Here is a 21,327-nt window from a genome sequence, read left to right as displayed (position 1 = left end):
GATCGGGGTGGCCAAAACTTGCGTTGGAACTTCTGATCTTGCGCAAGTCCTCATATTCTGTCGCAAGAGGTTCCCAGGGTGCGTGGGGATCTTCAAGGCGACACGTTCCTCTTCGGACGGTGTGCGAACCGGCTTGAGGGTGCTCGACGTGATCAACTGCTTCGGGTGGTGTTGCCGGAATAGTCAGTCCCCCCGACCTGACCGAAAGGCGTTCCCGTGACCGACACCCGCAGCGACTACCTCGACGTGCTGGCCCGCGAAGCCCGCGCGCTCGCCCCGCGCCTGTTCGCGATCGCCTACGAGTACGGCGACGGCGAGGACGGCGAGATCGCCGCCTACGGCCTCCAGTTCGCCGACCACGCCGACGCGGTCGGCGTGGAGGACAACCACCGCACCCGTGCCGAGAGCGCCGAGGGCGTGCGGGACCTGTACGGGTGCTTCGCCCTCGACGACGACATCACCACGCACGTGCTGTGGCTCGACCGGACCGAGTCCGAGCTTGCCCGTTCGAGTGATATCTCCGCCGTTCTCGGGGAAACCGGGTGAAACCGCATTCCGGCGCCGGTCCCGGCGATCGGGGTCAGCGCGCGAATTGCCGGTCGACGTCGTCGGAAATCCCGTCGACCAGCGCGGGCATCATCGCGAGCAGCGCGCCGGTGAGCACCGATTCGCCGTTCGCGAGCGCGGGGCGCGCGGACACCCGCGTCCAGTGCAGCTCGCCGACGATGGCGGTGTTGAACAGCAGCGCGACGTCCAGCCACGTCCGCCCCGGCCGGAGCGCGAGGCCGTACGCGACCGCGACGTCCCGGTAGAGGTCCGCCCAGCGCGGCAGCAGCTCGTCCAGGTGCGCCTTGCAGAACTCGCGCACCCGCGTGTGGTTGGGCAGCGCGCTCTGCAGGATGGCCTGCACGCACACCAGCGGGTCGCTCCGCAGCGCCTCCAGCTCGGCCCGCGCGAGCAGCCTGACCAGCTCGCCCAGGCTGACCTGGCCGATCAGCGCGGTGGTCGCGGCGCGCACCCCGTCCATCCGCCTCAGCTGCGGGGTCAGCCGGAACGCGTACGAGATGAGGTCCTCGCTGTACCGGTCCTTGCGCTCCCAGCGGTGCCGGAACATGTTCACGCTCAGCAGCAGCTCCTGCGCCTCCGGCCGGGCGAGGACCCGCTCGCGGGAGAGCGAGTCGAACAGCCGCGACGGCGTCCCGTGGTCGAAGTCCGGGCCGGTGTGCTGGATCAGGTCCTCGCGCAGCAGGTCGAGGCCGATCTCCAGGAACGCCCGCGTCTCCGGGCTGTTCGCCAGCTTGGCCCTGGTGCGCGCCATCATGCCGGTGCCGATGTCGCGCAGCACCGGACCGAGGTCGTCCAGCCCGTCAACCACCCCTGTATTGGACTCCGGCATTCTCCCCGGCCTTTCTCCGGTCACCCGGAAGAGGGGACCCGAGTCGGCTCCCGCGTTCTGGGGTGGATATCCGGGTGCGCCCACCCGGTGTTACCCGAGTGGACCCGCTCACTCCGGTCCGCTACCGCAAGTCGACTTGGACTGTGGCGCGTTCGGGTGGTCATCATGGAAATCGGGGGAATTCTCGTGAACGGGGGTTCGGGATGTACATCACGCTGCGATTGAGGTCGCTGGTCCGGTTGTCGCTCGGGTCGGCGGTCGCGGGGGCGGTCCTGGTCTCGGCGCTGTTCGTGGCAGGAGGGGTGGGGACGGCTCCGCAGGGGCCGCCGACAATGTCGGTGACCCCTGCGGTCCAGCCGGTGCACCCCTGAACGGGGCTAGCGGCAGGGTGTCCAGGGGGCGGCCTTGAGCGAGAGCTGCTTGAGGACCGCGCTGCGCCCGGCCGCGTTCGCCTGGGCGCAGAACCCGCCAGCCCGCGCGCCCTGGTCGGAGTACTCGATCTGCACGACCGCCTTGCCCGCGTCCAGGAACGGCTTCAGCAGCCCGCACTCGTCGAACTGCTGGCACTGCTCGTTCACCGCGAAGTCGAAGTTCCCGACGAGGTCCTTCACCTGGTCCAGGTCGTTCTTCAGGCCCACCGCCAAGCCGTACTTCCGCGCCACGGCCGCGATCGAGCGGTTGTACTTGAGCTGCTGCGCGGCGGTCAGCGGGAAGCCCGTGTCGTTGGCCCAGCCGTCCACGTTGTCGAACTCGACCGCGTCGAACCCGGCCTTGGCGCACTTCGCCACCCGCGCGTCCACGATCGGCAGCAGCGCGGCGGTGTTGCGCACGTCCAGCCACTTCTCGCCCGGCCACTCGTCCATGTCCGCGCCCTTGACCGAGGCCGGGTACGCGCCCGCGTCGGGCCGCCACTCCTCCCAGGTGCCGCCGTCGACGTAGCAGACCGCCCGCGCGCCCACCCCGTGGATGGCCTGCACGGCGGCGGTGTTCGGGGTCCGGCCGTCCGGGCCGTACAGGTCGATCTCGTACACCGTCGGCTTCACGCACGGGGGCCCGCTGGTCGCGGACCGGCTGCACGGGCTGATCGTGATCCCGCCCGCCGTGCCCGCGCCGGTGGAGGCGGGGTTGAGCTGGTACTGCCAGCGGTCGGCCTTCACCGGGCGCCACGTCGGGGGAGCCGCGTCGGCGGCGGGCGCGGCGATGGCGACCGTCGCGAGCAGGGCGGCGAAGAAGGCGACGAGGTTTCGCTTGGTGGTGCGCAGGCGCATGGAACACCTTCCCGGTGTCTCGCGTGACCGACCCCAGCCACAACGACCCGCCCCGACCGCACCTGAGCGGACCACGGGCGAGGCACCCGAGCGTGGACGCGCACGAGCGCTCACCCGGCAACCGCGCATTCGCGCACACCTGGCAAACCGAGCGGTGCTCATTCGGGCACGCGCCAGGCAGGCCGCAACGCCCAGCAACGCCACGCCCGGCCCAGCCCTGGAACGCCCAACCCGCCGCGTCCCGCCCCCGCCGCGTCCTCAAGTGATGACGGCCGTGACCTCAGGCGCTCACGGTCGCGTCCTCAGGCGATGACCACCGCGACCCCGGCCGCCCGCAGCCGGGCCAGCTCGTCCTGGTCCGCAGCCGCGCCCGTGACCAGCACGGACACCGCGCTCACCGGCGCCACCCGCGCGAACGCCCGCCGCCCCACCACCTCCGGGTCGGCCAGCACCACCACCCGCCGCCCGGTCGACATCAGGCTGTGGTCGGTGTTCGCCCCGATCTCGTCGCCCGAGCTGACCCCGAGCACCGAGTCCACCCCGGCCGCGGCCAGGAACACCAGGTCCACGCTGATCCCGGCCAGCGCCCGGTCCGCGATCGGCCCCACCAGCTCGTACGAGTCCGGCCGCACCCCGCCCCCGGTCACCACCAGGTCGATCGACGGCCGCACCGACAGGTCACCCGCGATGTTGAGCGCGTTGGTGACCACTTTGAGCGGCTTGCCCGTCGCGAGCAGCCGGGCCAGCTCGGTGGTCGTCGTGCCCCCGCCCAGCCCCACCGACCGCACGTCCTCGTCCACCAGCGCCGCCGCGGCCTCGGCGATCCGCCGCTTCTGCTGCTGGTTGCGCCCCGCCCGGTAGCGCTGCGGCAGCTCGTAGATCACCTCGGTGGACACCGCGCCGCCGTGCGTGCGCTTGAGCAGCTGCTGCTCCTCCAGCGACCGCAGGTCCCGCCGGACCGAGGCGGCGGACGCGCCGGTCGCCCCGGACAGCTCGCCCACGGTGACCGAACCGCTGTGGTTCAGCCGATCGAGAATGAGCGAAAACCGATCTTGCTGCCGCATTCGATCAGTGTAGGGACGGCGAACGCTCACCCGCCCCCGTGAATTGCGGCGTACCGAAGCAACGGCGACACCATCACCTGGTCGAATTACCTCCACCCGGCGGCCGGGCCGGACCGCCCGCGCGCGCGTAGCGTCCGCCCACGTGCGTCCGGGTGAACGAGGGTGAACGGCGTCCAGGTCCTGCTCATCGTCGGGGCGGGACTGGCGATCACGGCGGTGGCGCGGCGCAGGGGCGTGGAACCGGGCCTGATCGTGGTCGTCCTGGCGGCAGCCGCTTCGTTCCTGCCCTGGATGCCGAAGCTGGAACTGGACAGCGACCTGATCCTGGCGATCGTCGTGCCGCCCCTGCTGTACTCGGCCGCGCGGGGGGCCGCATTCACCGGGTTCGGCGCGAACCTGAGGCCGATCGTGCACCTGGGCGTGGTGCTGGTCGTGCTGACCACGTTCGCGCTGGGCTTCGTGGCGTCCTGGGTCCTGCCGTCCCTCGGCGGGGTGGCCTTCGTCCTCGGCGCCGTCCTGGCCCCTCCCGACACGATCACCACCGTCACCCACGGCGAGCGGATCGGCCTCCCCAGAAGGGTGACGTCGATCCTCATCGGTGAAAGCCTGGTCAACGACGCGACCGCGCTGACCCTGTTCAGCATCACCCTGCTGGCGGTGGACGGCGGCCACGCCACGATCGCGGGCGGCATCACCCAGTTCGCGTACAAGCTCACCGTGGGCGTCCTGGTGGGCGGCGTCTTCGCCGCCGCGACCCTGGCCGTCCGCAAGCGCCTGGGCAACACCACCCTGGAGACCACCCTCGTCCTGCTCCTCCCGTTCACCGTCTACCTGGCGGCCGAGGAGGTGCACGCGTCGGGGATCATCGCGGTGGTGGTGGCGTCGTTCGTCGTGACCGCCAACATGACCCTGGACCCCAGGCACCGCTACCCCGGCGCGCACCTGACCCGCATCCAGGAGAAGTCCGTCTGGGCGGTGGTGGACTTCCTCCTGGAGACCTTCGTGTTCGCCTACATCGGCCTGCGCCTGCGCTTCGTCCTGGCGGAGCAGGAGGACCTGGCGGCGGTCCTGCTCGCCTCCGGCGTCCTCCTGGTCGCCGCGATCACCCTGCGCCTGGCGGGCGTCTACGCCCTGTTCGGCCGCTGGGCCCTGTCCCTCCACCTGGCCGCCCGCTCCCCGCGCAAACGAGCCCGCGCCCGCCGCCGCGAAGCCAGGACGCCCGGCCGCAGGCGCCCCCGCCTCGGCGCCCCGACCGCGAAGGAGAACCTGCTCGTCGGCTGGACCGGGATGCGCGGCATCCTCACCCTCGCGGCGGCCTCAGCCGTCCCGGAGTCGGTCCCCGGCCGGGACGCCGTGCAGGCGATCGCCCTCCTGGTCACCCTGGGCACCCTCCTGCTCCAGGCCCCGACCATCGGCCCGCTGGCGCGGGCGCTGGAGTTCGACGTCCGCGAGGAGCGGGCGGCGACCGAGCGGATGCGCGAGTGGGCGGAGGACCTCGTGTCCCAGCACGGGACCTTCGACGGGCAGCGCCAGGCCCTGAGCACGGCGGTCCGCGACGACGACCTGGACGAGGAGCTGGCGAGGGACCTGATCGAGAAGATCGACGTCCGCCAGGCGGCGGCGGAACCCCGGTCCCGCCACTGAAGCGCCCACCGTCCCGCCCCTGCCGGTGCCCCCGCCCCGCAGGCGCCCCCGCCCTACCGGTGCGCCAGCTCGTAGGCCTCCACCACGTCGGCGGGGATCCGCCCCCGGTCCGCGACCTGCCGCCCGTTCGCACGGGCCCACTCCCGCACCGCCGCCACGTTCACCCCGCCCGCCTTCGGCGACACCGCCCGCACCGCCCCCACCGGAGCGGGCGCGGCCTGCCGGACCGCGTCCCTGACCTCCTCGGCGCTGCGCGCCACCTCCAGCTCCGGGGCCGAGGACAGCTCGGCCACCGACACCCCGTCCACCGCCCCGGCGACGTCCCGCAGGTGCCCGTGGTGGCTCAGCACGATCACCTGCCACTCCTCCGCCAGCCCCGCCATCACCCGCAGCGCGGCCCCGGCCCGAGCGTCGTCGAAGGTCATCAGCACGTCGTCCAGCACCACGGGCAGCACCGGCAACCCCCGCCCCGCCCGCTCCCGCTGCAACGACGCGATCCCGGCCAGCCGCAACGCCAGGAAGACCTGGTCCGCCGTCCCCTCGGACAACTCCTGCGGCGACCGCTCCCGCTCGTCCGCCCCCACCACCGCCAGCGCCGCAGACCGGTCCTGGTGCGTCCGCAGCGCGACGTACCGCCCCTCCGTCAACCGCTCCAGCAACCGCCCGGCCGCCTCCAGCAGCGGTGAGGCGTGCTTGCGCTCGTACGCCTCCAGCTCCCGCCGCAGCAACCGCCGCTGGATTTCCACCACCACGTAGTCCTCGACCCGGTCCGCGACCTCGGCCAACCGCTCCCCGGCGCGGGCGTGCAGCTCCGCCGCCCCCGGCCGCGACAGCAGCTCCTGGTGCCCGACCCTGGTCTCGGCCAACCGGTCCCGCACCTCCTGGTGCCGCGAGACCGCCTCGTCGTACCGGACCCGCGCCACCCGAGCCGCCGCTCCCAGCGCCTCGTCGTCGGTGCCCGCGATCTCCTCCACCACGTCGTCCACGTCCACGTCGGGCAGCGCGGCCGAGATCACCGCCCGGTGCTCCCGGTCGTCCTCGGCCAGCTCCACCAGCTCCCGCCCGCGCGCGGCGGCGGCGTCGAGGTCGTCGTCGTGCTCGGCCCGCAACCCGTCCAGCAGCGCGGTCAACCGCCCCCGCTCGGCCTCGACCTCCGCGACCCGCCCGGCCAACCGGTCCAGCCGCTCGTCCAACCCGCGCACGCGGGCCAGCCCGTCGCGGGCAGCGGCCACCCGCTCGGCCAGCTCCTCCGCCGCCCCGGCCCCGTCGGGCACCCCGTGCCGCGCCGCGACCAGCGACAGCTCCGCCGCGAACTCCGCGCACCGCCGCCGCAGCACCTCGGCCGCCGACCGGTGCGCCTCGGCCCGCCGGTGCTCCTCGCGGGCCCGCTCCACCACCTCGCGCCGCCGCTGCCACCGCACCGGCGGCATGTCCGCCAACCCGGCCTCGCCCAGCAACCGCAGCCAGTGCCCGGCCGCGTCGTCCCTGACCTCGCGCAACCGGTCCAGGTCCTGCAGCGCCCGCTCCCGCACGGCCCGCCGCTCCCGCGCCACGGCCAGCACCGCCCGCGCCCGCTCGTGCTCGTCGACCACCGTCCGGGCGGCGACCAGCAGGCTCTCCAGGTCGGCGTCCGGCCTCGGCCGCCCGGCGTCGGCGAGCACCCCCGCGAGGTACCCCCGCTGCCGCTCGACGTCCACCGCCACCACCTCGGCCCGAGCCCGCGCCACCCCGGCCCGCCCTGCGGCGTCCAGCGCCCCGGCGAGCCGCTCCCGGAACGCGCCACCGTCCTGCGGCAGCGGCGCGGCGACCCCCGCCCACACCGCGTCCCACGCCCGCCCGGCGTCCCGCTCGGCCTCGGCGGCGGCCTCCAGCGCACCCCGGCAGCGCTCGACCTCGGCGCTCTCGTGCCGGTGGTCGGCCACCAGCACCGCGCGCCTGCCCGCCGCTTCCCGGTCCGCCGCGACCCGGTCGGCGATCCGGTCCGCACCCGCGACGGCCCGTTCGAGCGCGACCGGCAGCTCCGGCTCACCAGCGGGCGCCGTCCCCGCCAGCCACGCCCCCAGCGCGCGGGCGAGCAGCGCGTCCCGCTCGGCGCGGGCGTCGGCGACGGCGCCGGGGTCCGGGACGTCCCCGGTCGCCGCGTCGGCCAACTGCGCGACGAGCGCGGCAACCCGCTTCTCGCCCTCCTCCAAGAGCCGCGAGGCGTCGGCGAGCGCGCCCCGCCGCTCCAGCAGCTCGCCCGAGGCCACCCGCACCGCCTCGGCGGACGGCACCGCGGACACCCCGTCCAGCGCGTCGGCGGCCAACCCGACGGCGGCCAGCAGCGAAACCCGCTCCCGCTCCGCGTCCGCCTCGTCCTGCCGCGCCTGCCGCAGCGCGCCGAACGCCGACCCCGGCCCCTCGACCGCCGCGACGACCTCCCGAACCGCGTCCGCGACGGCGTCGTCGGGCACGTCGAGCGGCTCAACGCCCTCCTCGGCCCCGTCCAGGTCGCGCGCCCGCTCGGCGAGCCGGGCCTCGGCGTCGTCCAACGCCTCAGCCGCGACGTCCAGCTCGGCGGCCCGGTCGTCCCCGACCCAGAGCCCGGCCAACAACTCGGCAACGGACCGAACCCCGCCCCCGGCCCGGTCCGCGCCCGTGCGCCCGGCACCCGTCAGGCCAACCAGCCCGGCGCCTGCTTGACCGGTGCCTGCTTGCCCGGCACTTGCCTGCCTGGCGTTCGCCTGTTCAGCACTCGCCTGCCCGACGTTCGCCTGCCCGTCGTTTGCCTGCCCGACGTTCGCGTGCCCAACCCCAGCCCGCTCCGCGCCCGCCCACCCGGCACCCGTCTGACCAGCGCTTACCTGCCGGGCGTCAGCCTGCTCAACCCCCGCCTGCCCGGTGCCCGCCTGCTCAACGTCCGCCCGGACGGCACCTACCTGCTCCGCACCTGCCTGCTCAACGTCCCCCCACCCGGCATCCGCAACCCTTGCATCCGCTGGCCCAGCACCCGCACTCCTGCCTTCGTCCCTACCTGCGGCCTTGCCCTCGCCCTCGCCCCCGCCCTCGTCCCAGCCCCCGGCAACCTCACCCGGCTCCACCAACCCGGCCAACGCCACCCGAGCGCGCGCGTCCGCAGCCTCGGCGTCCGCCTCCTCGCCCTCGGCCCGCTGAGCGTCGTCCAGCCGAGCCGCGTGGTCCCGGTACAGCCGCCCCACCGGTTCCGCGTCGGCCAGCAGAGCCTCGTCGACCAGGACCGCGTCCCGCTCGGCCCCGGTCTCCCCGACCTCGCGGGCCAGGTCCTCCGCGACCCCCGCCAACTTCTCCAACCGCTCGGTCGCCCGGCTCCACGCCGCGATCCCCTCGACCCCGAGGAACGCCCCCGCCCGGTGCAGCTCCGCGACCCGCCGCCGGGTCGCGGCCAACCGCCGCGCGGTCTCCGCGACCCGCACCCGCGCCGCGGCCCCCGCGTGCCCGGCCTCGGCCTCCCGCAGCTCCACCGCCGCCGTCTCGGCCCGCCTGGCCAGCGCCGCGACGTCCTCCTCGGCCCTGCGCACCTGGGTCGCGTCGGCCATCGCCCCAGCGATCTTCCCGTCGACCTCCAGGTACCGCTCCAGCGCCTGCCGGGTCACCACGCTCCGACTGCCCCGGTGCTGCTTGTACAGCGCGTCGGCCCGCGCGGTCAGCTCGTCCAGCAGCCGGTGCACGGACCGCCCGCTGCGCGCCCGGAACACCAGCGCCGCCAGGTCGCCCTTGGCCTCGAACAGGTCCTGCCCGCCGAGCCGCAGCATCTCGTGCGACAACCCGAACGAGGTCAGCCACCGCGCCCGGTCGTCCCCGTCCCCGCGCCACGGCTCGTCCCCGCCGCCGTCCGCGAACCCGACCAGCCCGGACGCCGTCCGCGCCACCTCGTGCTCGACCCCGCCCAGCAGCACCCGCGCGCCCACCCGCAGCTCCTTGCGGGGGTACCGGAACGCCCGCCCGGACTGCTGCGGGATCGACCACAGCAGGTCGGCGAGCGCGTCCAGCGCGGTCGACTTGCCCGTCTCGTTGGGCCCCAGCACCAGCGTCAACCCCGGTCCGAGGTCGATCGCGCGGTCGGCGAACGCCCCGTACCGCTCCAGCACCAGCCGGGTGATCCGCATCAGCCCTCCTCCGCCGACAGCCGCGCGACGAGCCCGTCCACGGCCGCGCCGACCAGCCGCTCCAGCACCGCGTCGTCGTCCAGGTCCAGCTCGGTGCCGCGCAGGTGGCGGCCGAAGTCGCGCTGCAGCGGGCGCACCACCTCGGCCAGCTCGGCGAAGTCCGCCCGGCTGCCGAGGACCGCCTCCAGCAGCTCCCGGTCAGCGGGGTTGACCTCCTGCGGGGCCAGCGCCCGCGACCGGGCCTTCTCCAGGGTGATGTGCTTGCGCTGCGCCAGCCCCAGCACCTGCTCGTGGAAGTGCTCGCGCCGCCCCAGCGCGCCCGCCGCGCGGGTGCTGCCGGTGACCGTGACGCGCGCGACGAGCCTGCGCCCGTCGGCCGAGGCGCGGGCGTCGTCCAGCGCCGAGTCCACCGCGTCGAGCACCTCGTCGAACGTGCGCAGCCCGCTCGCGTCCACGCTCAGGTGCTCCCACCGGGCGACGTCCAGCGGCACGAACCGGGTCGTGGCCCGCTGGTCGTGCTCGACGTCGACGACGAGCGCGCCCTTCGCGCCGGTCTCGCCCGCGTGCCTGCCCTGGAGGTTGCCGGGGAACGCGGCCACCCGCTGCCCGTCGTTGACCACGCGGCGCTGGTGCACGTGCCCGAGCGCGAAGTAGTCGTAGTCGCACTGGGCGAGGTCGTGCGGGGTGCACGGCGCGTAGGTGGCGTGCCCCTCGGCCCCGTCCACGGCGGTGTGCAGCAGTCCCACGTTCACCAGCCCGCGCACCCGTTCGGGGTACGCCAGGACGAGGTTCTCGGTCACCGCCCGCTGCGCGAACCCCTGCCCGTGCACGGCGAGGCCGAGCTCGTCGTCGATCGCGGTCTGCGCCTTGTCGGTGGCCATGACCGTGACGTTGTCGGGCAACCGGACGGCCTTGGTGACCACGCTCTGCGCGTCGTGGTTGCCCGCGACCACGTACACCTTCACCCGGTTCTGGTGCAGCACGTCCATCTGCTGCGCGAAGAACCGCCCGGTGGCGTAGTCGGGCCAGTCCCCGTCGTAGACGTCACCCGCCAGGACCAGCGCCTGCGCGCCCTCGCTGACCGTGAGGTGAACGAGGTTCTCCAGGGCCCGCCGCGAGGCCCGCCGCAACCCGTGCGCGGTCTCGTCGTCGGCGAACCGGGACAGCCCCCGCAGCGGGCTGTCGAGGTGGACGTCGGCGGCGTGCACGATCCGCATCACCACCACCTCGGTCCGGTGGAGCGCGCGGATGAGGTGATCATGGTCAGGTCATCGCCCGATCGCGCGCTTTCGCTACAACGAACGCCACACCGGTGGGGAGAACGGGGTCGCATGGGGCTCACGATTCCACGGTGGCGCCGAGCACCGGGGAGGCGGTCACCTCGGGCGCGCCGCGTGGCGGAGGCGGCGGCGACCGGTCGAACGGGTGAACACCCGGACCGGTGGTTAACGAGCCGCCGGTGACCATCGATTCCCCATCGAGTGGAAAACCTGGCGGGGGAGTGGAATGGCGCTGTTCGGCGGCAAGGAGAAGCCGGAGGTCACCCAGCTGCGGGAGCTGCTCGCGGCGGAGCAGGCGAGCTCGGCGGAGCTGCGCGCGTGGGTGGGGCAGCTGCGCGGGGCCGGGACGCCCGCGCTGGAGGCCGAGCTGCGCGAGCTGAACGCGGCCGTCGAGCGCGGCCGGGCCGACCACGCGGCGCTGGTCACCGCGCGCGTGCGGGTCGCCGCCGAGCTGCGGCGCACCGAGGGCGAGCTGGTCGAGACGCGCGAGACGGCGCTGCTCCAGCAGGTCGGCGTCTACGAGTACGCCCACCCGCTGGAGGACGCGCTCGCCTACAAGGACCGGCTCGCCGACCTCAAGCGGCGGATCAAGGAGCTGGCCAGGGGCGACGCCGTCAGCTGCCAGGTCGACTGGGCCGTCAACGGGTCGGTCAAGGAGGGCCAGAAGCTCGGGCGCGACATGGCCAAGCTGATGCTGCGCGCCTACAACGCCGAGGCGGACAACGCGGTGCGCGGGGTCAAGCCGCACACCCGCGAGGCGGTCAAGAAGAAGCTCACCTCCACCAGGGAGACCATCGGCAAGCTCGGCGTGCTGATGCGGATCGCGGTGTCCGTCGAGTACCACCGGCTGCGGCTGCTGGAGATCGACCTGACCGCCGACCACCTGGCCAAGGTGGAGGCCGAGCGCGAGGAGGCGCGGGCCGAGCGCGAGCGGTTGCGCGAGGAGGCCAAGGTGCTCAAGGAGATCGAGCGCGAGCAGGCCAAGCTCACCAAGGAGCGGTCGCACTACGCGGCCGTCGTCGCGAAGCTGGAGCAGCTCGGCGACGAGGCGGGCCTGGCGAAGGCGCGCGAGCAGCTGGCCGGGGTGGACGAGGCGATCGCGGGCGTGCGCGACCGGGCCGCGAACGTGCGCGCCGGGTACGTCTACGTGATCTCCAACATCGGCGCGTTCGGACCCGACGTGGTCAAGATCGGCATGACCCGCAGGCTCGACCCGATGGACCGGGTGCGCGAGCTGGGCGACGCGTCGGTGCCGTTCCGGTTCGACGTGCACGCCCTGTTCTTCTCCGAGGACGCGGTCGCGCTGGAGAACCGGCTGCACCACGCGCTCGCCGAGCGGCGGGTCAACGCGGTCAACCACCGGCGGGAGTTCTTCTACGCCACGCCAGAGCAGGTGCGGTCGCTGCTCGTGGAGTTCGGCGACGACCACGTGCTGGAGTACACGACCACGGCCGAGGCGGTCGAGTGGCGGGCGTCCGACCCGGCGCGGCGCGGGGCAGGCCCGGTCGCGGGCGTCGACAGCGGCGCGGACGGCGACCTCTCCGACGACGGCGGGGAGTGACCGTGACCGCGCCGCATCGCCCGGCCGGGTGGCTGCCCGACCCGCTCGACCCCGCGCTCGTCCGCTACTGGGACGGGCTGCGCTGGACGTTCCACACCGCCGTGGCCAGGGTCGAGCGGCCCACCGCGCCGGCACCCGAGCCCGTCCGGCCCGCCGTCGCGCTGCGGCCCGACATCGCTCAGGCGGTGGACCGGGTGCGCGGGCTGCTGGTCGGGGCGAGGAAGGAGGTCAACCTCCTCGAAGAGCACCTGGAGCCCGAGGAGCGGGTGCTCGCGCTCACCGGCGCGCTCGGCGAGGGCACCGGGGTGCTGGTCTGCACCGACCGGCGGCTGCTGTTCCTGTTCGTCGGCCTGCTGCGCAGGCAGTTCCTCCAGGTCCGCTGGAACGAGGCCCGCGAGGTCGTCTACGACCGGACCACCAAGGTGTTCGCCGTCTACACGGTCAGGCGCACCAAGCGCGCTGTGCCCGCGCTCGCCGTCAAGGTCCAGGCCAGGTCCGACGCCGAGGCCGTCGCCCACGCCGCCGCGTCGGCCGCCTCGGCGCCCAGGCTCGACGTGCTCTGACCGCGCTCCCCCGTCCCGGCCCCCGCTCGCCCGAGCGGGGGCCGGGATCGGGACGCGCGCGTCACCCCCGCTCAGACCCCTCCGACGCCGCCAAGCTCCCCAGCAACCCCAGCGCCTCCGCCGACCGGCTCCCCGGATCCGCCTGGTACACCGCCAGCTGCTGCCCAGGCGCGCTGTTCACCGCCAACGCCTCGTACGTCAGCTCCAGCATCCCCACCAGCGGGTGGTTGAACCGCTTCCGCTCGGTCGACTTCCGCCGCACGTCGTGCCGCGCCCACAGCCGCCGGAACGCCGCGCTCTTGAGCGACAGCTCGCCCACCAGGTCCACCAGCGCCGGGTCGTGCCGCCCGCTCGCGTCCGCCGTCGCCCGCAGGCCCGCCACCGTGTTCAGCGCGATCCGCTCCCAGTCCGGGTAGAACGTCGTCGCGTCCGGGTCGAGGAACACCAGCCGCACCAGGTCGTCGCTGTGCTCGTGCCCGGCGAACAGCGCCCGGCCCAGCGCGTTGTGCCCCAGCACGGTGAACCGCTCGCCCAGCACCAGCGCGGGCGTGTCCGGCCAGCTCTCCAGCATCCGCAGCAGGCTCGGGCTGACCTGCTCGCGCTTCGCCGCCCGCCTCCGCGCGCGCGGCGCGGGCCTGGCCAGGCCGCGCAGGTGCGCCACCGCGTCCTCCTCCAGCCGCAGCACCCCGGCGATCGCGTCCAGGACTTGCTCGGACGGGTGCTTCTCCCGCCCCTGCTCCAGGCGCGTGTAGTAGTCGGTGCTGACCCCGGCCAGCTCCGCCACCTCCTCGCGTCGCAGACCGGCCACCCGCCGCGTCCCGCTCGCGGGCATCCTGACCTCCTCGGGCCGCACCAGGGCGCGCCGTGCGCGCAGGAAGGTGCCGAGCGCGTTGCTGCCGTCCATGCCTCCCAGGCTAGGCGCGCGCGGCCCCCGGAGGGTGGGTGCGGCCCACCCTGGAAAGCCGGACCGGGCCTGCCCGCTTCACCCGCCTGGAGCAGCGGCGCGGGTACGTTGGGACCGTGACCACCCCCTCCCCCCGCCGTCAGGCCAGGACCAAGACCGCCCGCGTGCTGCGCACCGAGCGCCTCTCGCCCGCGCTGGTCCGCGTCGTGCTCACCGACGTCGACGGCCTCACCGAGATCGAGCACTCCGACAGCTACCTCAAGCTCCTGTTCCCCCGCGAGGGCGTTACCTACCCGGAGCCGTTCGACGTCGCCGCGATCCGCGAGTCGATGCCGCGCGAGCAGTGGCCGCACAGCCGCACCTACACGGTCCGCCGCTGGGACGGCGCCGAGCTGTGGATCGACTTCGTCGTGCACGGCGACCGGGGCGTCGCGGGGCCGTGGGCGCTCAAGGCCCAGCCGGGCGACCTGCTGCACTTCGCGGGCCCCGGCGGCGCGTACACCCCGGACCCCGAGGCGGACTGGCACCTGCTGGCCGGTGACGAGAGCGCCTGGCCCGCGATCGCCGCGTCCCTGGAGGCGCTGCCGGAGGGCGCGCGGGCCGAGGTGCTGGTCGAGGTGGACGGGCCCGAGGACGAGCAGCCGTCGGCCGTCCCGGTGCGCTGGCTGCACCGCTCGGCCGGGCAGCGGGTCGCGGCGGCGGTGCGGGAGCTGGAGTTCCCGGCCGGTCGGGTGCACGCGTTCGTGCACGGCGAGGCGGGCATGGTCAAGGAGCTGCGCGGCCACCTGCGGCTGGAGCGCGGCGTCGCGCGCGCGGACCTGTCGATCTCCGGCTACTGGCGGATCGGCTCCGACGAGGACGGCTGGCAGGCCGGGAAGGCGGAGTGGAACCGCAGCGTGGAGCAGGAGCAGGAGAGCTGACCCCGTGACCCGGTCGTGTTCACCCCGCGAGGGGGAGTGCGGCCGGGTTCGTCACGTCCCGTAGGGCACCACGTGCTCCAGCCCCAGCGGCGTGGCGGGCGGCAGCGGGTCGCGCGCCGCGAACCCCTGGATCAGGTAGGACACCAGCCGCCGCGACGCCGCCTCGGCCGCCTCCCGGCTGTCGGTCACCAGGCCGCTGTTGGCCATCAGCGCCATCGTCAGGTCGTGCATCTCGAAGTCGGCCCGCAGCCTGCCGCCCGCCTTCGCCCGCTCGACCAGCCCGGCGAACCGCTCCAGCGCCCGGTCCCGCGCCGCGTCGTCCACCGCGTCCGGGAACATCCGCAGGAACGCCGCCGTGAAACCCCGGTCCTCGGCCTGCTTCAGGCACACCTGCTCCAGCAGCCAGCAGAACCCGTCCCACGGATCGGGTAGCTCCAACGCGTGATCGACCAGCTCGGCGCACTCGCAGAGCGTGTCCGCGAACGCCGCCGACACCAGCGCGCCCTTGGTCGGGAACCGCCGGTACAGCGTCGCGACGCCGACCCCCGCGCGCCGGGCGATCGTGGTCATCGGCGCGTCCAGGCCCCGGCTCGCGAACACCTCGCGGGCGGTCACCAGGATGCGGTCGCGGTTGTCCCTGGCGTCGGAGCGCAACCGGTCGACGGGCGGCTGGTCGGCGGGCGGCTGGTCCGCGAGCGCCTGCCCGGAGAGCGCCTGCCCGGCGGTCGGTCGTTCGACGGACCGCCGTTCGACGGCCGGTCGTTCAGCGGCTGGTCGCTCGGCGGTCAACTGGGAGTCCGCAGTCTGCACTCCTCTCACTTTAGCCCAAGTGGAACGTGCCTTCCGCTTTCTCCGCTAGCGTGGCGACTAAGCGGAGAACACACTCCACTTATCCGTTTCCCGGAAGGTTTTCGCAGGTGAGCGAGATGCGCGCGGCCCGGTACGACCGATACGGGCCTCCCGAGGTCCTGTACGCGACGACGGTTCCCCGGCCCGTCGCCGGACCGGGCGAGGTGCTCGTGCGGGTGCACGGCTCCAGCGTCAACGGCGGCGAGACCAAGGCCAGGGCGGGCGGGATCAGGCTGATCACCGGCTTCCGGTTCCCGCAGGCGATCGGCATGGACTTCGCGGGCGAGGTGGCCGAGGTCGGCGCGGGCGTGGACGTGGTCGCGCCCGGCGACCGGGTGTGGGGGTTCCTCGGCCGGACCACGCGCGGGGCCGCCGCCGAGTACGTCGTGGTGCGGCCGGGGCTGCTCGCGCGGGCCCCCGAGGGGGTGGACCTGGTGGAGGCCTCCGCGCTGCCCGGCGTCGGCACGACCGTGATCACCGCCCTGCGCGACCAGGCGCGGCTCAAGGCGGGGGAGCGGCTGCTGGTCAGGGGCGCGTCCGGCGGGCTGGGCACCGCCGCGGTCCAGCTCGGCAAGGCGTTCGGCGCGCACGTGACGGGGCTGGCGTCCCGCGCGAACCTGGACTTCGTGCGGGGGCTCGGCGCGGACGAGGCGGTCGACTACCGCACGCCCACCGCCGAGTTGGGGACCTACGACGTCGTGCTCGACACCTTCGGCGACCGCCCGTGGGAGTGGCGGCGGCTGGCCGGTCCGAACGGCCGGATGGTCGCGGTGGCCTTCCGCGGCGTCGCCGACGTCGCGTACCTGGCCGCCGCGCCGCTGCTGCCGGGCAGGCCGCTGAAGTTCTTCAGCGGCAACCCCCGGCACGCGCTGTTCGCCGACCTGACCCGTTACGTGGAGTCCGGCGCGATCCGCCCGGTCGTGGACACCGTTCACCCGCTGGAGCGCATCGCCGACGCCCACCGCGCACTGGAAGCCGGTGGGGTGCGCGGCAAGCACGTGATCAGCCTGAGGTGACGGGACCCGCCGCCCGCACCCCCAGGGGGCGGGCGGCGGATCGGGCCGACAGGCGGTTCGGAACGCGCGCGCCCTGACCGCGTCGAGGTGCGGTGCGGGCGCGGCGCGCGAGCCGGGGGACGTCCGAATTCCACCTCCGGTGTGCGGCCCACCCTGCCGCCACTCGGACGGGCAACACCAGCCGCCGTAACGGTGAATGGTGGGGGACAAGAACTACGCAGCGAAGTGCCGAGTCGGAATCCCTTCCCCGGAACGGGTTTCCTGCGGGACGATGGGAATCCCGGATGTCCACAGTGGAAACACAGGGTTTTCCCGGATGCTGCGCGTTCCCCGGCCCCGGAATTCACCCGTGCGGAACGATCGAGTTCACACCATCCGGCGAACATCGGCCGTTCGAGGTGTAACGACACCCCCGTGGGCACCAGCCTCCTGCGCAACGCCGCACCGGACCGCGCCGGGCGGCGGAGCGCCGGTCCGCAGTGGACCGAGGCGCTCCAGCCCGACGAGGAGCCGCCAGGTCATGCCCTTCCCCGCGCACCGCGTCCTGCGCCGCCCGCAGGCCACCTCCCTGGCGCCCGCGCAGGTCACCCGGTGGCGCGGGGCGTGGCTCGTCATAGGCGCGGCCGAGGCGCGCGCGGCCCTGGCCGACCCGCGCCTGCGCCCGACCACCCCCGCCGCGCCCCCGGAGCAGCCCCCGCCGGACCCGGCGCAGGCGCGCGAGCACGCCGGGCTGAGGCGCTTCGCGGCGCGGGTGCTGACGGCGCGGCACGTGGAACGAGCCCGCCCGCGCACGACGAGCACGGCGAAGGCGCTGCTGGACCTGATGGCGAACGGGGGCGAGCCGGTCGACCTGGTGGCCGGGGTGGCGCGCAGGCTGGCGGTGGCGACCGCGTGCCAGGTGCTCGGCGTTCCGGAGCGGGACCGGGCCGAGCTGCGGGAGCTGGTGGGGGAGCTGCACGCGGGCGGGGCGGAGCGGGTCGCGGTCCGAGGCGGGGCGGCCAAGGCCGGCTTGGCGGAAGCCGGCCAGGGCTGGGCCGAGATCGCGCGGGCCGAACTGGACCTGCCCGGTCCGACGCCCGCCGACCGGGCCCAAGCCGCACCCACCGGTGGCGTGCCGAGCTGGGCGGCGGCGGCCAGGGCCGAGTGGGCGCTGGAGGACCGCCCCGCCGGGGACCACGCGACGAACGGCCGGATCGCCTGGGACGCGGTGGTCCGGGGCGCCGACGACACCGAACGGGCAGCCCTGCTGCCCACCGCGCGGGACCGGGGCCGCCCACCCCTGAAGCGCCTGACCCTGGCCCCGTCCGAACCGAGGCGCCGGGGGAGCGCCGCACGAGCCGACACCGACCTGCACCGCTACTTCGCCGCACTGGCCAGGCGCCGCCGGTCGACCCCGGAGGGCGACCTGATCAGCACCCTGGCCACCGCCTCGGTGGACGGCCACCGCCTGGCCGACGACGAACTGGCGGACCTGGGCGCCCTCCTGCTGACCTCGGCGCACGGCACGACCACCCACCGCATCGCCGCGACCGCCCACACCCTCCTCACCCACCCGGCGGACCTGGCCTGGCTGCGCCACAACCCCGAGTCCCTGCCCGAGGCCCTGGACGCCCTGCCACCCCCGACCCGCCGTCCACGGGGCCCGGCACTGGCCGAGGCGGACGTCGAACTGGGCGGCGTGGTGATCAGGGCGGGCGAACGGGTCCACGTCTCCGACCTGGCCACCGGCCCCACGCCGACCCCGCGCCCGGCGCCGTCCTGGGTGGGCGCGCGCCTGGCGCGCATGGACCTGGAAGTGACGATCGGCGCCCTGCTCCCGCGCTTCCCAGGCCTGCGACTGGCCGTGGACGCGGACCAGGTCCAGTGGCGCCACGGCGCTCCCGAGTCCCTGCCGGTCGCCTGGAGCTGAGGGGGCCTGGACCTGGCTTCAGAAGAACGTCTTGTCCCAAGTTCCGGAAATCAGCGCCTGCATAGACTGCTTAAACCCGTTACCGGCGTACTGCATTCCAGCATCTCCAGCGAGAAATACGTCTCCACCGCTCGCGATCAATACCACTTCTTCGGTCTCGAACGCAGAGCCGATGGGAACCAGAGGGCGACCTACCCTCCGGGAAAATACGCGAATGTTGCCAGGGTAGAAAGAAAGAGCCTTTTCTGCGTCGATTTGCACGCCGCCCTCCAATTCGCGGTACGTCCACGAAATGGAGCACTCTCGATACTCTTCGAGAAATTCACGCAATTCTGACCCTACTTCGTAGCCAGCCGCTTCGTAGAGTCCGGAAACGTGATCGACAGAAGCTGAGCCAAGGTCTACCCGGCTTGCACCGGGGAAGGCGTCACGCAGTCTTTCTAGTCGGGAAGCGTCATCGTATCCGCTCATCCGGTTAGCGCACATGCGTGCCTTTGTACAGACGTCCGGCGGGCGACCGGTCACCGACCACCAGTTCACCGATGTCGACGAATCCGCCCCCCGCATCGACCCGGACCGAGCACCCCCACCTACCGCCCCACCCCCACCTCCCCCTGCGTGAACCGGTCCGCCACCTCCCGCAGCACGTCCACGCAAGCCCGCACCACTCCCCGCTCCACGTCCTCCGCCCGCGTCACCGCCAAGATCCGCCGCCCCAGCACCGGCCGGGTGGCGATCATCCGGACGCCCTCCGGCACCACGACCCGCCCCAGCCTCGGCACCACCGCCGCCCCCACCGTGCCCGCCACCAGCGCCAGCTGCGTCGGGTACCCGCCGACCGCGCACGTGATCCGCCCGCCCAGCCCCTCCCCGCGCAGCACGTGCTCCAGCCACCCGTGGCACCCCGACCCGACGCTCCACCCGATCCACCCGATGTCGTCCACCTCGCCCAGGTCGACCACCCGCCGGTGCGCCAGCCGGTGCCCGGCGGGCAGCGCCAGGTCCGCCACGTCCGCCATCAGCTCCACGCACACCACCCCCTCCGGCACCCGCACCGGCAGGTGGTCCCAGCTGTCCAGGACCGCCACGTCCAGCTCGCCCGCGACCAGCCTGGGCAGCGACTCCTCCGCCTCGCCCTCCCGCAGCACCACCGCCAGCTCCGGGTGCCGCTCCCGCAGCGCCCCCAGCGCCGGTGGCAGCAGCGCCTGCAGGGTGGTCGGGATCGCGCCCACGCGCAGCGTCCCCGTGACGTCCTCCCGCAGCAGGTCCAGCTCGGCCCGCGCCCGCGCCAGCTGCTCCAGCACCCGCGTCGCGTGCCCGGCCAGCACGTGCCCGGCCGTGGTCAGCCGCACGCCCCGGCCCCTCGGCTCCAGCAGCGGCTGACCCGCCTCCTTCTCCAGCTTCGCCAGCTGCTGCGACACCCCGGAGGGCGTCACGTGCAGCGCCGCCGCCGCGCCCGCGACCGAACCGTGCGCCGCCACCGCGTGCAGCGCCCGCAACCTCTCCAACCCGAACACGGTAGTAAATCTACTGCTTTCTGCTGAAAAACAATTACTTGTGCTGGTTAGTTGTCCTGCTCAAACTAATCCGGTGAGCCGCTTGACGACCGTGGACCCGAGGCTGACCGCCGTGCTCGGCGGGCTGTGCATCTCGCTGGCCTCGATGTTCATCCACTTCTCGAACACCCCCGCGCCGACCAGCGCGTTCTGGCGCTGCCTGATCGCGTTCCCGGTGCTGCTCGCGCTCTACGCGCGCGAACGCCGCACCGAGCGCCGCGCGGGCGCGGGAACCGGCCCGAAGCCGACCCTGGTCCCGCTGCTGGCGGGCGCCGCGCTGGGCGTGGACTTCGTGCTGTGGGCCGAGGGCATCCGGATGGTCGGCGCGGGCATCTCCACGGTCCTGCTGTCGGTGCAGGTGGTGATCGTGCCGACCGCCGCGTACCTGCTGCACGGCGAGCGCACCAGCCGCCGGTTCGTCGCGACCGTGCCGGTGCTGCTGCTCGGCGTGGTGCTGGCGGGCGGCCTGGCGGGCACCCCGGTGACCGGCGCCGACCCGCTCGGCGGCGCGCTGGCCTCGCTCGGCGCGGGCACGGCGTACGCGTTCTACCTGCTGCTGGTCCGGCGCGGCGGGGGCGGCGTGCGGGCGCTGCTGCTGGCCACGGTCTCGGCGGGGGCGGTCGCGGTCGCGTTCGGCGTCCCGACCGGCCAGCTGGACCTCACCCCCGGTTGGGCGTCACTCGGCTGGCTGGCGGCACTGGCGCTCATCGGGCAGATCGTGGGCTGGCTGCTGATCTCGGCGGCGCTGCCCAGGATGCCCTCGTCCACGGGCGCGGCGCTGATGCTGGTCCAGCCGGTCGGGTCGGTCGTGCTCGGCATCGCGCTCATGGGCGAGCGCCCGAACGCGGTCCAGCTCGTCGGCTGCGCGGCCGTGCTGCTCGCCGTCTACGCGGGCACCCGCGCCCCGCGCGCCACCGGGGAACTGGACCGCCCCGAGCGCGCCGCCGACGACCCGGCCGCTGAACCCGTGCAGACCGGCCCGGAACCCGCCACCCCTGCGAACCTCGGCGCGCGGACCTGACCCGTCGTCACACCGGGCGCGCGCCCGCCGGAAGTGCCACGCCGGTGGTGTCGCCGGTCACGCCGACTTGGCCCAACGACGTCACACTCTGTACCGTTCGGACCGCAAGCGAAGGGGAGTAGCCCCCCAACGTCCCGATCGACACACTGACCCGCTCGCGGGTCCGGTCGGGTGGCCTCGGTCTCCGGGGCGGGCGAGACCTTCGATCCAGACACGCACGCGTGTCGGGTCGAGGTCGCCCTGAAGCGCTCC

18 protein-coding genes are annotated in these 21,327 nt (G+C 74.2%); 9 read left to right on the top strand and 9 right to left on the bottom strand.

Annotated features, from left to right (window positions below):
• Positions 1 to 216: 216 nt before the first annotated feature.
• Complete coding sequence (locus tag LV78_RS02715; protein ID WP_253843055.1) at positions 217 to 546, top strand: hypothetical protein; 330 nt, start codon at positions 217 to 219, stop codon at positions 544 to 546.
• A gap of 34 nt (positions 547 to 580) precedes the next feature.
• Here LV78_RS02715 and LV78_RS02710 read toward each other — a convergent pair whose 3' ends face one another.
• A complete protein-coding gene (locus LV78_RS02710; protein WP_253843053.1) occupies positions 581 to 1,375 on the bottom strand; it encodes a hypothetical protein in 795 nt (264 codons plus the stop codon).
• 224 nt (positions 1,376 to 1,599) lie between these two features.
• Here LV78_RS02710 and LV78_RS02705 point away from each other — a divergent pair, with 224 nt between their 5' ends.
• Positions 1,600 to 1,767 carry a hypothetical protein gene (locus LV78_RS02705; protein ID WP_253843052.1) on the top strand — a complete coding sequence of 56 codons (168 nt, stop codon included), beginning with the start codon at positions 1,600 to 1,602 and terminating at the stop codon, positions 1,765 to 1,767.
• A 6-nt stretch (positions 1,768 to 1,773) separates the two neighbouring features.
• On the opposite strand, the gene LV78_RS02700 is transcribed toward LV78_RS02705, so the two are convergent.
• The gene (locus tag LV78_RS02700; protein WP_253843050.1) at positions 1,774 to 2,664 is read right to left on the bottom strand and encodes an endo alpha-1,4 polygalactosaminidase; all 891 of its coding nucleotides are present in this window, start codon (positions 2,662 to 2,664) and stop codon (positions 1,774 to 1,776) included.
• Between the two features lie 302 nt (positions 2,665 to 2,966).
• Positions 2,967 to 3,728 (bottom strand): DeoR/GlpR family DNA-binding transcription regulator, encoded by a 762-nt coding sequence (locus tag LV78_RS02695; protein WP_253843049.1) that lies wholly within the window; start codon positions 3,726 to 3,728, stop codon positions 2,967 to 2,969.
• Between the two features lie 162 nt (positions 3,729 to 3,890).
• Here LV78_RS02695 and LV78_RS02690 point away from each other — a divergent pair, with 162 nt between their 5' ends.
• Complete coding sequence (locus tag LV78_RS02690) at positions 3,891 to 5,372, top strand: cation:proton antiporter (RefSeq protein WP_253843047.1); 1,482 nt, start codon at positions 3,891 to 3,893, stop codon at positions 5,370 to 5,372.
• Between the two features lie 53 nt (positions 5,373 to 5,425).
• On the opposite strand, the gene LV78_RS41955 is transcribed toward LV78_RS02690, so the two are convergent.
• Entirely contained in the window at positions 5,426 to 9,496 is a 4,071-nt protein-coding gene (locus LV78_RS41955) for an AAA family ATPase (protein WP_301305626.1), read from the bottom strand.
• A complete protein-coding gene (locus tag LV78_RS02675) occupies positions 9,496 to 10,713 on the bottom strand; it encodes a metallophosphoesterase family protein (RefSeq protein ID WP_253843045.1) in 1,218 nt (405 codons plus the stop codon). Before LV78_RS02675 ends, LV78_RS41955 begins: the two co-directional genes overlap by 1 nt.
• 289 nt (positions 10,714 to 11,002) lie before the next feature.
• Here LV78_RS02675 and LV78_RS02670 point away from each other — a divergent pair, with 289 nt between their 5' ends.
• Together LV78_RS02670 and LV78_RS02665 are read left to right on the top strand one after the other, a co-directional pair.
• Positions 11,003 to 12,337 (top strand): SNIPE associated domain-containing protein, encoded by a 1,335-nt coding sequence (locus LV78_RS02670; protein ID WP_253843044.1) that lies wholly within the window; start codon positions 11,003 to 11,005, stop codon positions 12,335 to 12,337.
• A 2-nt stretch (positions 12,338 to 12,339) separates the two neighbouring features.
• A complete protein-coding gene (locus tag LV78_RS02665; RefSeq protein WP_253843042.1) occupies positions 12,340 to 12,900 on the top strand; it encodes a DUF2510 domain-containing protein in 561 nt (186 codons plus the stop codon).
• 61 nt (positions 12,901 to 12,961) lie between these two features.
• Here LV78_RS02665 and LV78_RS02660 read toward each other — a convergent pair whose 3' ends face one another.
• Complete coding sequence (locus LV78_RS02660) at positions 12,962 to 13,804, bottom strand: helix-turn-helix transcriptional regulator (protein ID WP_253843040.1); 843 nt, start codon at positions 13,802 to 13,804, stop codon at positions 12,962 to 12,964.
• 116 nt (positions 13,805 to 13,920) lie between these two features.
• Between LV78_RS02660 and LV78_RS02655 the strand changes: the two genes are divergently transcribed.
• Positions 13,921 to 14,724 carry a siderophore-interacting protein gene (locus tag LV78_RS02655; RefSeq protein WP_253843039.1) on the top strand — a complete coding sequence of 268 codons (804 nt, stop codon included), beginning with the start codon at positions 13,921 to 13,923 and terminating at the stop codon, positions 14,722 to 14,724.
• Between the two features lie 51 nt (positions 14,725 to 14,775).
• Here the strand turns inward: LV78_RS02655 and LV78_RS02650 are convergent, their stop codons facing one another.
• A complete protein-coding gene (locus LV78_RS02650) occupies positions 14,776 to 15,534 on the bottom strand; it encodes a TetR/AcrR family transcriptional regulator (protein ID WP_253843037.1) in 759 nt (252 codons plus the stop codon).
• A 116-nt stretch (positions 15,535 to 15,650) separates the two neighbouring features.
• Between LV78_RS02650 and LV78_RS02645 the strand changes: the two genes are divergently transcribed.
• Both LV78_RS02645 and LV78_RS02640 read left to right on the top strand, forming a co-directional pair.
• Positions 15,651 to 16,589 (top strand): NAD(P)-dependent alcohol dehydrogenase, encoded by a 939-nt coding sequence (locus LV78_RS02645; RefSeq protein ID WP_253843235.1) that lies wholly within the window; start codon positions 15,651 to 15,653, stop codon positions 16,587 to 16,589.
• Between the two features lie 520 nt (positions 16,590 to 17,109).
• Positions 17,110 to 18,498, top strand: coding sequence for a cytochrome P450 family protein (locus tag LV78_RS02640; RefSeq protein ID WP_253843035.1), 1,389 nt, complete (start codon positions 17,110 to 17,112; stop codon positions 18,496 to 18,498).
• An 18-nt stretch (positions 18,499 to 18,516) separates the two neighbouring features.
• Here LV78_RS02640 and LV78_RS02635 read toward each other — a convergent pair whose 3' ends face one another.
• Together LV78_RS02635 and LV78_RS02630 are read right to left on the bottom strand one after the other, a co-directional pair.
• Positions 18,517 to 18,969, bottom strand: a complete 453-nt coding sequence (locus LV78_RS02635; protein ID WP_253843034.1) for an SUKH-3 domain-containing protein — start codon at positions 18,967 to 18,969, stop codon at positions 18,517 to 18,519.
• 119 nt (positions 18,970 to 19,088) lie between these two features.
• A complete protein-coding gene (locus LV78_RS02630) occupies positions 19,089 to 20,015 on the bottom strand; it encodes a LysR family transcriptional regulator (protein ID WP_253843032.1) in 927 nt (308 codons plus the stop codon).
• A 73-nt stretch (positions 20,016 to 20,088) separates the two neighbouring features.
• On the opposite strand from LV78_RS02630, the gene LV78_RS02625 reads away from it, so the two are divergent.
• A complete protein-coding gene (locus LV78_RS02625; RefSeq protein ID WP_253843030.1) occupies positions 20,089 to 21,075 on the top strand; it encodes a DMT family transporter in 987 nt (328 codons plus the stop codon).
• The last annotated feature ends 252 nt before the right edge of the window (positions 21,076 to 21,327 follow it).

Source organism: Actinosynnema pretiosum (genome assembly GCF_024171695.1).
GTDB classification, from domain to species: domain Bacteria; phylum Actinomycetota; class Actinomycetes; order Mycobacteriales; family Pseudonocardiaceae; genus Actinosynnema; species Actinosynnema pretiosum.
This window is presented reverse-complemented; position numbering and strand designations above follow the sequence as displayed.